Raw genomic sequence first — 9,607 nt, 5'->3', positions numbered from 1 at the left:
TCTTGACGGCAACGCCGACGGCAACGTCAGCGGACGACGGCTGCGGCGGGCGGATCGTCGGGGTCGTCGTCGGTGGGGCCGAGGGCGTGGCCGAGGAGTTCCTTGATCACGACGAGGTCGACTCCCTGCTCCAGGAGCAGGGTGGCGGTCGAGTGGCGGAGGTCGTGGAAGCGGATGCGGCGGAGTCCGGCCCGGTCGAGGAAGCTGCGGAAGCGGCGGGTGAGGTTGGCCGGGTCGAGAGGCCGTCCGGTGGGCGTAGTGAAGACGAGGCCGCTGTCTTGCCAGGCTGGTCCTGCCGCTTCGTGTTCCTCGTCCTGTCGTTCCTGGTGCTCCTTGAGGGAGTGGAGGCATTCCGTGGGGAGGGCGATGCGGCGCTCGGACGCCCGGGTCTTGGTGGGCAGGTGGGTGAGGCCGCCGGTGCGGGTGCGCTGTAGTGAGCGCCGGATGCTGGCCGTTCCGGTGGTGAGGTCGAGGTCTTCCCAGTGGAGGCCGAGGAGTTCGCCTTTGCGGAGGCCGGTGCGGAGGGCGAGTTCGTACAGCGCGTGGAGCCGGTCGGCGCGGGCCGCGTCGAGGAACTGGCGGGCCTCGACCGCTGTGAGGGGCCGGAAGCGCCTGGGCTGGTGCGTGGTGGTCTTGACGTTGCGGGCGATGTTGCGGGGCAGCTCGTCCTCGCGAACGGCGTGTTCCAGTGCCGACTTGAGCACCGAGTGCACGTAGGTCACGGTCAGAGTGGACAGCCGTTTCTGGCAGCACTCGCCGACCGCACAGCACTTCTGCCGTTCGGTGTCCAGCCCCTGGGTGCAGCACTGGCAGGTGGTGCGGAGCCGGTCGAGGAAGGTGCGGACGTCCTTGGCGGTGAGCCGCGCGACTTTCTTGGTGCCAAGGCCGGGGATGAGGTGGAGGCGGACGCAGGCGGCATAGCGGGTGTGAGTGTTCTCGCGGAGCCGGTGAACGGCGACACTGCTGAGCCAGTACGTCAGGTAGTCGCCGAGCGTGCTGTCGGCAGTGGCGACCGGCAGCCCGCGGTTGCTGTCGGCGATCTTCTCGGCGAGCTTGTCGGCCGCGTGCTTGCGGGTGGTGCCGTAGACGCGGACGCGTTTGCGGGTGCCGTCGGCGGCGAGGACGTAGCCGGCGGCTTCCCAGCGGCCGTCCTGGCGCTGGTAGATCGTGCCTTCGCCATTGGCGCGGGCCTTCTTGCGCTTGGGGGCGGTCATCGGGCGGCCTCTTCCAGGTGGCGCTGGACGTAGTCAGCGAGGGCGTGGGCGGGGATGCGGCGGGCACGGCCGATGGTCAGCGAGGCCAGGCGGCGGGTGCGCAGGAGGTCGTAGAGGGCGGAGCGGCCGATCTTGAGGCGGGCCATGGCCTCGGGGACGGTGAGGAGTTCGTCGTCACGCATCGGCTGTCACCGCCTCTGCTCGTGTCGGGCCGCCGTTGATGAGGGTGGCGAGGCGTTCGAGGTCGGGGGTGAGGCCGGTGCCGTCGTAGGCCCAGTGGGCGAGGACGAGGGTGGTCGGGGAGGGCGGAGGGGTGTGGCGGCGGTGCCAGGCGGCTCGGGCGTCGCGGAGGGTGCCGAGGGTGGTGGAGTAGGCGCGGGTCTTGGTGGAGAAGTGGCCGCGGAAGCCGAGCATGTGGGCCCACTTGCGCAGGTTCAGGTGCTTGAGGTCGTCGCGGGCGCCGAGGGTCCAGGCGGTGCGGATCATGCGGGCGGCGTGCTCGGGCACGGACTCGAACCAGAGGTCGGTGATCCTCTTCAGCCGGTGGTCGAGGGTGCCGGTCGCGGCTTCGGTGCCCTTGGTGGCGTACTTGGCGACGTATCCGGCGACCTTGCCCTCGGTGATCGTGGTCCCGCCCTGGAAGGCGGTGGACCGGATGATCCTGGTGTCGATCTGCTCGCCGAAGACGAAGGCGCGGGAGCGGCCGTTGATCTTCGGCCCGTCGATGTGGGCGCGGGTGGCCGAGATCCGAATGGCATCGGCCAGCAGGTCGGGTGTGGCCCAGGCGGGCGGCGGGGTGTACGGGCCTGCGGGGCCGTCGAGGCGGATCACGGCGTGGAAGTGAATCAGTCCGCGCTGCTGGTACTCGGCGACCTTGGCGTACGAGACCCGGACGACCTTGGAGAGCAGCCGCTGAGGGACACCAGCTGCGGCGGCGATGGTGCGACGCAGGTGGAGCATGAAGCGGGCCCACAGGGACGGGGCATGGGCGTTCCACAGCACGGCGCCGGTGTAGTCGTAGCGTTCGGGGTCGAGCGCGGTGCCGAGGAGCGGGTCGCCCTTGGTGTGGGTGCGTCCGCAACGGCAGCGGGCGGAGCCGCCCACGCGTCGCCCGTGCACGGGTCCGTATGACGGTGCGGTGAGGGTGGCGAAGACACGGGGATGGGTGGCGACCTGTTCGGGGATGTTCTTGCCGCCGCGCAGGCCGGCGGCGATGAGGTGGTACGTGTCCTGGCGGTAGAGCTCTGCGCAGGAGGGGCAGCGGGTGGTGCGGCGGTTGCCGCAGCGGACCAGGAGATGCCCGGCGGGCAGTTCCTCGGACTTCACTTCGCGCAGGATCTCGCCGGTGAGGGCGTCGATCTCGGTGCGGTGGCCTTCGAGCCGGATCGGCTGGGCGCAGCCACCAAGGGAGGACAGTTGCCGTACCAGGCCGAGCAGGTTCCGGTACCCGGTGAATGTGGGCAGCGCGGCCGTGGCGGGTTCGGGGCGGGGGATTGTGGTGGTGGGGTCGTGCGGTGGCATGCTGGCGGGACCTCTCTGCGCTGCGGCACACGCGTGTGCCGTGGAGGGATGGGAGGGAGGCCCCGGCAGGGGCGAGGGTTTGGCGACTACACGCCCTTGCCGGGGATCACTGCGAAGCAGGACCAGGAGGCGGCGGTCACGCGGCCTTGTCCAGGTCGATGTGGTCGGGCAGGTCGCGGACCTTGAACCCTTCGGCGCACATGAGGTCGTTGATCTGCCAGCAGGCTTCGGTGGGCAGGTAGACCGAGCGCAGCCGGACGGGGGTGCGCATGTCGCCGACGGAGGCGATGGACACGCCCTGGGGCATGGTGCGGTCGGCGGCGGTGATGTCCAGTTCCCGGCCGTCGGGGAAGAGGTGCAGGAAGTCCTCGACGGTGTCGACGCGGTGGCAGATCCGGGCGGACAGGTTGGTGCGCACGGCGGTGGTGAGCACGTCGGCGGAGGGTTTCTGGGTGAGCAGCCACAGCCGGATGCCGAACTTGGCGCCCTGGCTGGCGATGGCGAGCAGCTCGGCCTCGAAGCGTTCGCGGGCCTTGCGGTCCGGGTGCCGGGTGTAGTTCGCGACCTCGTCGATCACCACGAGCAGCAGCGGCAGCTCGGGGCTGAAGTCGGTGATGCGGTCAGTGCGACCGGACCAGAACAGCCGCTCACGGCGCTGCATCTCCTCGCGTACCCAGCGCAGGATCTCGGTCGGCTCCTCGGGGTGGATGGCGTCGGAGACCTTGTAGGCGGTACGCCACCAGGGCGCGACAGCTCCGAGGTTGGGGTCGATCACGATCAGACGCACATCCCGCATGAGCGAGGCGTAGGCGAGCAGGGTGTTGACGGTGATCGACTTGCCGGAGCGGGTGAGGCCGGCGACCAGGGCGTGCGCGGAGTATGCGAGGTTGAGCACGATAGGGGTGCCGTCCTCGTCCCAGCCGAGCAGCACGTCATCGGTGGAGACGAACTGACCCGGTCGGCACACCGGGGAGCCATCAGGACCGAGCAGCGGTGAGCGGATCACCGCCTCCAGCGGCTCACGCCGGAACCCACGCGCGACGATCACTCCGGGCTTGGGCTGGCTGATCCGGATGCGGCGCATTCCCCAGGCGTCGCACAGGCCCTCGCTGGCGTCCTGCCAGGCGCTCAGCCCGACCTGCGGCAGGGCATCGGCGGTGACGGTGACGCCGAAGGCGTCGGCACGGGTGCGCAAACGCGGCACCAGCACCTGCGGCTGTTGCTCCTGCGGCCCGAACTGCTGGAGCACGGTGGGAGTGGCGTCCTTGACTGCCAGGCCGAGCATCGGGGCGAGCCGCTTCCAGCCCCACCGCAGCCGCCGCGCCTGCCGCAGGCTGATCCGGGTCTCGGCGTCGGCCCGGTACCAGCGGGCGAAGCAGAACGAGGCCCAGCCCAGCAGTCCGAGCAGGCCGAGGCCGACCACGGCGAGGAACGCGAGCCCGAGGGGGTTGCCGATCATCAGGCGCCTGCCTTGGCGGTGACGGCGTCGGCGCGCAGGGAGATGCCGTGCCGGTCCTTGCCGTTGATCTCGTTCTCCCAGGCCGTGGCGACCAGGCCGGTGAAGACGACGGGCATGCCGACCTTCAGGCCCTTGCCGAGACCCGGCTCGGGGACGTTCACGGTGATCACTTCGGCGCGGCCGTTGAAGGCGAACATCACGTCCACCAGGTGCAGGTGGGCGCCGGTGGCCCGGTCGATCGCGGGCTGCTGGCCGTCGCGGTCCTTGAACCGCTGGCGGGACTCGGAGGCCAGGATCACCAGGGCCGGGGTCTGGTCGATGGGCATGGTCTTCACGGCAAACCTCCAGGTAGAGGGGTGCGAGTCACCCGTGTGGGTGATCGCGTGCCGCAACCCTATCTTCATTCCATCCAAAGTCCATTCCCATTGAGTTCCATCCGTTCGTGCGGTGGTCCATCCATACGGCGGCTACGCTGACCCCGTGAGGCCGCTGAGCTGGTGAAACACGACAGGCAGCGGGGCGGCCCGCGGCGGATGGAATCGGACTCGGACCGGGGATGGGCATGGCTGCTGCTGACGAAGCGCGCTTGACGTTCGAACGCATCGCGGACGACCTGCGGCAGCAGATCCGGGACGGCGAACTACGGCCCGGCCAGCTCCTGCCGACCCAGAGCCAGCTCATGCAGACCTACAAGGCATCGAGCCTGACCGTGCAGAAGGCGATCCGGCTGCTCAGGAACGAGGGCTGGGTCATCGCCCGCCAGGGGCGCGGCACATTCGTCACGCGCTCGGCCGACTTCGAGGACGCCTTCGAGAAGGTCGCAGGCGATCTCACCCAGCAGATCTACTCCGGCGGCCTGGCACCCGGGGCCAGGCTGCCCGCGCGCGAGGTCCTGGCGGAGCACTACGCGGTGCCGCTCAACGTGGTCACCAACGCCATCGCCCTGCTGGCCGGCAATTTCCTCCTGCGCTACCCCGGCGAACTGCCCGGCGACGAGGTCTACGTACGCGACTGGGACGACCACGGCTTCGCCACCCAGCTCACTCATGGCCGCCTGGTCCACAAGATCAGAGATGGCTCACTCGCCAGGGGCGCCACGGTCACCGTGGACGACGTGGTCGACACGATCGGCGGCGACCCGGAATCCGCCGACCAGGCCCTCACCTTCCTCACCCTGGAGGGCAGGATGAAGAAGGCCCACCAGCGCAACGGGTCGATGGCGTATGTCGTCGTGGGAGGCGAGTTCGGTACGGAGGTACCGGTAGCGGTGCAGCCGGTGGACGAGCCGGACGAAGGGCCGACTGCCCAGCAGAAGGAGTTCCCGGCGGTGGCCGGAGTGGCTGATCTGGCCTACAAGCTGGAACGAGCCCTGGAGCGGATCGAGGAGCTTGAGGAGCGTGTCGAACGCCTCGAAGGCCGCGGCGCTAACTGAGGCAGATACGTGAACGACGGCGTCCCCGAAGGCCGCAGGCTGGCATTCGGGGACGCTTCGCGTGGATCGGTCAGGGCTGGTACTCGTAGCCGATGGTGAACCGGGGCGGCAGACACCACTCCCCGTACTCGATGATCCCTTCCGCGTCCGACCAGCGGTGGGCACCGGCCAGGATCGGGGAGCCGACCGGCAGGCCCAAGGCGCTCGCCTCGCGGGCGTCGGCGGAGCGGGCGTGCATGTCGTCGCGGGCGTGGGTGATCGTGCGCCCGGTGGCTTCCAGTACTCGGGCGGACAGTCCGTGATTGCGGCCCGGGGCGGTGTTCAGCAGGTCCGGCACGAGGGCGGCGAACGGGGCCGGGTACCAGGTCACGGCGAACACGGTCCGGGTCTTGCCCCGCCCGGCCAGCCACTCGCGCCGCACCACTTGGTCCCCGGCCTCCAGGTCGAAGATCTCCGCCACGTACAGCGGTGGGATGATCAGCTCGGCGGCCGTCACCCGGCTCGTCTCGCCCTCGGCCAGGAACGACTTCACCCGCTGGACCCGGGCCAGCCGGTCCCGCGCCGACAGCGTCCAACGCGGGTCATCGGCGACGTAGGTACCCCTGGGGGTGGTGCGGATGAAGTTCTCCACCTGGAGAGCCTGCAAGGCGCGGGAGACCGTGGCGGCCGCAGCCTGCCACTGGCCGGCGATCTCCCGGTTCGTCGGCAGCTTGGCGCCCGGCTCAAGCTCTCCCGACAGGATTCGCTCCCGGAAGTGATCCGCGATCTTCGTGAACGTCTTGGGACTGGGCATAAGGCGTGCCCCTCCGTTGAGTTGACGTGATGTCAGTGAGGGCACACTAGTGCACTGCGAACCGTAGCGGGAGTGCTTCGGCCACTCGAATACTGAACTAGAGCACCGACCTGTCAAGAGGTCGGCCATGTGACGTTCGAGAGGTGGCGATGTGCAGTGACGGAGCCGACCAGGTACTCCACCCAGCCGGTCGAACTCCCCTTGCGCCTAAAGCTGGAGCCGGTACCCGTCGAGGGCTGTGCGGGGTGCGCGGAGCTGGCCAACGTACGCGACCGGGCCCGCGTGGTCGGAGACATGACCACCGTCAGCGACTGCAACGTCCACATGCGACGCCACCCGGAGGGCCACCAGTGAGCCCCCGCACCGTCTACCGGCACATCCCCCACACCATTCGTCACGCACCCGAAGGCGGCATCACCTACGAGGCGTTCTGCGTCACCGCTGGATGCGGAGCCGAATCCGGCCCCCACGACGGGCAAGAAGCCGCACAGGACTGGGCACTCCGCCACACCGGACGCACCGGCCACGACCTCTTCAGACGCGTCTTCACCGACCACGCCAAGGTCACCCGAGCCGAGTAGAACCACCACCGCCAGCCTGAACAGGACCCACAACCCGCAGACCATCGCCCCAGGTCAGCAGCCAGCCGGACGCTCGGCAACCGACCACGGCGTACCCCGAAGCGGGATGCGTCCAAACTTTCTCTACGTCTTCAAGGCGACCCGCTGACGCGGGTCGCGCGCGGCACGGCCGCCCACCCGGCCCGCTCTCGGCTCCGCCACCGCGGGCCGGCCAGCGACCAGGCCGCGCAAAGACAGCACAGCGGACGAACGGAAGCGCGGAGAAAGCCGGACGCGCCAGCACGGCGAGCGCCAGGCCGACGGTGAAGCGACGGCGGGGGGTTGGCCGGGGCGTAGGCCCGGGGGTGGGGCCGGTCGGCTCCGTGGGCTTTACCCACCTCCCCGGGCCGGGGCCCGCGTCGGGCATGGCCAGGGGGCCACTCGTTCAAATTCCGGGCAGGTCCAAAGCCTGCCCGAGTTGCCGGGCCAGCGTACGGCCCCCTGACCATGCCCGACCCCAACCCGGGCAGGACACCGGCCAAAGCCCACTCCACCGCCCTCATGTGCGTAGCCGTCTGACGGCAACGCCGACGGCAACAGAGGCGCACAGCACGGCACTTCCATGCATACCCACGGACAGGCCGGAATTCGCTGACCAGCGAAAATGCAGGTGACGCCCGCCCGGCGAGCACACGTACTATGTGCTGGCGGGGGCCACGCCGGTCCTGGTCCACAATTGCAACAAGAATCAAGGCGTCTACATATTCGACGACAAGTCGAAGCCTGGTCACGTTTATATCGGCAAGACCAACAACTTTAACGTTCGACTGAACAGGCACGCAGACTTGGGCAGGCGAGACAAGGATGGGCCTGTCATTTGCATCCATGTGTGCGGAGATGACAACGCTCTCAGAATCCGAGAGCACATCATGAAGGTTCAGTTCGAAAAAATGGGCTTTAAGCTCAGTAGTGGCATTGAGGGGTTTGGTCGAAACCTCTACAACAAGCGCCAGGCGACTCAGCCTGAGCTCCCGTTCGAGTAGGGCGATATGGGGAAATGGGGATACGGGCCATTCGATAACGATGGCGCCGCGGACTTTGCTGGCGATTTGGATGCCACTCCGCTGTCTAGGCGGATTCAGGCGATCCGAGCTGCCCTTGCCTCGGTGGCGGGCGACGGCAGCCCGCATATCGATGGCGGAAGAGCGGAGCTGGCAATCGCTGCCGCTGCGTTGACAGTCCGAGGGGTTGAGGGTGGCGATGAATTTCAATCTGCGACGTGGGGGCCGAATGGTGAGATTCCGCAGATTCCGAAAGAGCTGGTACCCCTGGCGCTCGAAGCGATTTCTCGCCTACTCGTCACAAGCAATGACTTGCGGGACGACTGGAGCGTGGAGGAGGAAGGCACTGAATGGCTTGCAATGCTCCGAAGGCTGAAAGCAGTGCTTGACAGAGAAAGTGCGGCAAAGGCTCCCCTCTCCGCTCCAGGCGCCGAAGGTCAAAAGCAAGGGCCACAGAGGGCTAGACGAGCTGCGCATGAGGATGAATCCATCCAGGAAGGCCTTTGGTGATACCTTCAAGGTGGCTATCTGAATCGACTGAATGAAGGGTCATGAAGGCGTGAGTCGTGACGTCTTCACGTCATCTGATCATGGAGAATTCGATAGCCCGGCAAATGCGAGGGTCCCCTCCGCGCTTCTGCGTGGAGGGGACCCTCGGGTCGTTTGACGGCAACGGTGACGGCAACGTCAGCGGACGACGGCTGTGGCGGGTGGGTTGTCGGGGTCGTTGCCGGCGGGGCTGAGCGCGTTGCTGAGGGTGTCGATGGCTTGGCGTTGGAGGCGGAGTCGGACGTGGGCGTAGACGCCGGCGGTGACGCCGATGTGGGCGTGGCCGAGGAGTTCCTTGATGACGGCGAGGTCGACGCCTTGTTCCAGGAGCAGGGTGGCGGTCGAGTGGCGGAGGTCGTGGAAGCGGATGCGGCGGAGTCCGGCTCGGTTGAGGAAGCTGCGGAAGTGGCGGGTGAGGTTGGCCGGGTCGAGAGGCCGGCCGGTAGGGGTGGTGAAGACGAGGCCGCTGTCCTGCCAGGCTGGCCCTGCTGTCCCGCGCTCCTTGTCCTGCTGCTGTTTGTGCTCCTTGAGGGAGTGGAGGCATTCGGTCGGGAGTGCGATGCGGCGTTCGGACGCCCGGGTCTTGGTGGGGAGATGGGTGATGCCGCCGGTGCGGGTGCGCTGGAGTGAGCGGCGGATGCTGGCCGTTCCGGTGCTGAGGTCGAGGTCGTCCCAGTGGAGGCCCAGGAGTTCGCCTTTGCGGAGTCCGGTGCGGAGGGCGAGTTCGTACAGCGCGTGGAGCCGATCGGCGCGGGCCGCGTCGAGGAACTGACGGGCCTCTGCCGCTGTGAGCGGACGGAAGCGCCTGGGCTGGTGCGTGGTGGTCTTGACGTTGCGGGCGACGTTGCGCGGCAGCTCGTCTTCGCGGACGGCGTGTTCCAGTGCCGACTTGAGCACCGAGTGCACGTAGGCCACGGTCGAAGCGGACAGCTGCTTCTGGCAGCACTCGCCGACCGCACAGCACTGCTTCCGTTCGATGTCCAGCCCTTGGGTGCAGCACTGGCAGGTGGTGCGGAGC

At 68.3% G+C, this 9,607-nt stretch carries 11 protein-coding genes and 1 pseudogene; 5 read left to right on the top strand and 7 right to left on the bottom strand.

Going from position 1 to position 9,607, the window contains the following annotated elements:
* Nucleotides 1-26 precede the first annotated feature (26 nt).
* The 5 genes from OG393_RS04890 to OG393_RS04870 all read right to left on the bottom strand — a co-directional run bounded on the left by OG393_RS04890 (nucleotide 27) and on the right by OG393_RS04870 (nucleotide 4,520).
* The gene (locus OG393_RS04890; RefSeq protein ID WP_327373341.1) at nucleotides 27-1,214 is read right to left on the bottom strand and encodes a tyrosine-type recombinase/integrase; all 1,188 of its coding nucleotides are present in this window, start codon (nucleotides 1,212-1,214) and stop codon (nucleotides 27-29) included.
* Nucleotides 1,211-1,396 (bottom strand): helix-turn-helix domain-containing protein, encoded by a 186-nt coding sequence (locus tag OG393_RS04885; protein ID WP_125543060.1) that lies wholly within the window; start codon nucleotides 1,394-1,396, stop codon nucleotides 1,211-1,213. Before OG393_RS04885 ends, OG393_RS04890 begins: the two co-directional genes overlap by 4 nt.
* A complete protein-coding gene (locus OG393_RS04880; RefSeq protein ID WP_327373339.1) occupies nucleotides 1,389-2,735 on the bottom strand; it encodes a replication initiator in 1,347 nt (448 codons plus the stop codon). Before OG393_RS04880 ends, OG393_RS04885 begins: the two co-directional genes overlap by 8 nt.
* A gap of 136 nt (nucleotides 2,736-2,871) precedes the next feature.
* Entirely contained in the window at nucleotides 2,872-4,194 is a 1,323-nt protein-coding gene (locus OG393_RS04875; protein WP_327373338.1) for an FtsK/SpoIIIE domain-containing protein, read from the bottom strand.
* Nucleotides 4,194-4,520 carry an SCO3933 family regulatory protein gene (locus tag OG393_RS04870; RefSeq protein WP_282697211.1) on the bottom strand — a complete coding sequence of 109 codons (327 nt, stop codon included), beginning with the start codon at nucleotides 4,518-4,520 and terminating at the stop codon, nucleotides 4,194-4,196. The genes OG393_RS04875 and OG393_RS04870 overlap by 1 nt, the downstream gene beginning before the upstream one ends.
* 260 nt (nucleotides 4,521-4,780) lie before the next feature.
* Between OG393_RS04870 and OG393_RS04865 the strand changes: the two genes are divergently transcribed.
* On the top strand, nucleotides 4,781-5,626 hold the full coding sequence (locus OG393_RS04865; RefSeq protein ID WP_327373337.1) for a GntR family transcriptional regulator: 846 nt from the start codon (nucleotides 4,781-4,783) through the stop codon (nucleotides 5,624-5,626).
* Nucleotides 5,627-5,696: 70 nt separating this feature from the next.
* On the opposite strand, the gene OG393_RS04860 is transcribed toward OG393_RS04865, so the two are convergent.
* Complete coding sequence (locus tag OG393_RS04860; RefSeq protein WP_327373336.1) at nucleotides 5,697-6,419, bottom strand: GntR family transcriptional regulator; 723 nt, start codon at nucleotides 6,417-6,419, stop codon at nucleotides 5,697-5,699.
* A gap of 156 nt (nucleotides 6,420-6,575) precedes the next feature.
* Between OG393_RS04860 and OG393_RS04855 the strand changes: the two genes are divergently transcribed.
* The 4 genes from OG393_RS04855 to OG393_RS35410 all read left to right on the top strand — a co-directional run bounded on the left by OG393_RS04855 (nucleotide 6,576) and on the right by OG393_RS35410 (nucleotide 8,550).
* Nucleotides 6,576-6,773: a hypothetical protein gene (locus OG393_RS04855; RefSeq protein ID WP_327373335.1), complete on the top strand. Its 198-nt coding sequence runs from the start codon at nucleotides 6,576-6,578 to the stop codon at nucleotides 6,771-6,773.
* Entirely contained in the window at nucleotides 6,770-7,000 is a 231-nt protein-coding gene (locus OG393_RS04850; RefSeq protein ID WP_327373333.1) for a DUF7848 domain-containing protein, read from the top strand. The genes OG393_RS04855 and OG393_RS04850 overlap by 4 nt, the downstream gene beginning before the upstream one ends.
* A gap of 680 nt (nucleotides 7,001-7,680) precedes the next feature.
* The gene (locus tag OG393_RS35415; RefSeq protein ID WP_442817261.1) at nucleotides 7,681-8,022 is read left to right on the top strand and encodes a GIY-YIG nuclease family protein; all 342 of its coding nucleotides are present in this window, start codon (nucleotides 7,681-7,683) and stop codon (nucleotides 8,020-8,022) included.
* 6 nt (nucleotides 8,023-8,028) lie between these two features.
* Nucleotides 8,029-8,550 (top strand): DUF4259 domain-containing protein, encoded by a 522-nt coding sequence (locus OG393_RS35410; protein ID WP_442817260.1) that lies wholly within the window; start codon nucleotides 8,029-8,031, stop codon nucleotides 8,548-8,550.
* Between the two features lie 177 nt (nucleotides 8,551-8,727).
* Here the strand turns inward: OG393_RS35410 and OG393_RS04845 are convergent.
* Nucleotides 8,728-9,606, bottom strand: a pseudogene (locus OG393_RS04845) (tyrosine-type recombinase/integrase); the annotation flags it as partial.
* Nucleotide 9,607 lies beyond the last annotated feature (1 nt).

The organism is Streptomyces sp. NBC_01216 (assembly GCF_035994945.1).
In the GTDB taxonomy this organism is placed as follows: domain Bacteria; phylum Actinomycetota; class Actinomycetes; order Streptomycetales; family Streptomycetaceae; genus Streptomyces.
Note: the sequence above shows the minus strand (reverse complement) of the source record. Positions and strands in the feature narration are given on the sequence as shown.

What these genes read in the sequence shown, in the direction of transcription:
- OG393_RS04875 (WP_327373338.1), bottom strand. Translation starts at nt 4,194, where the DNA reads ATGATCGGCAACCCCCTCGGGCTCGCGTTCCTCGCCGTGGTCGGCCTC.
- OG393_RS04890 (WP_327373341.1), bottom strand. Translation starts at nt 1,214, where the DNA reads ATGACCGCCCCCAAGCGCAAGAAGGCCCGCGCCAATGGCGAAGGCACG.
- OG393_RS35410 (WP_442817260.1), top strand. Translation starts at nt 8,029, where the DNA reads ATGGGGAAATGGGGATACGGGCCATTCGATAACGATGGCGCCGCGGAC.
- OG393_RS04870 (WP_282697211.1), bottom strand. Translation starts at nt 4,520, where the DNA reads ATGCCCATCGACCAGACCCCGGCCCTGGTGATCCTGGCCTCCGAGTCC.
- OG393_RS04885 (WP_125543060.1), bottom strand. Translation starts at nt 1,396, where the DNA reads ATGCGTGACGACGAACTCCTCACCGTCCCCGAGGCCATGGCCCGCCTC.
- OG393_RS04880 (WP_327373339.1), bottom strand. Translation starts at nt 2,735, where the DNA reads ATGCCACCGCACGACCCCACCACCACAATCCCCCGCCCCGAACCCGCC.
- OG393_RS04860 (WP_327373336.1), bottom strand. Translation starts at nt 6,419, where the DNA reads ATGCCCAGTCCCAAGACGTTCACGAAGATCGCGGATCACTTCCGGGAG.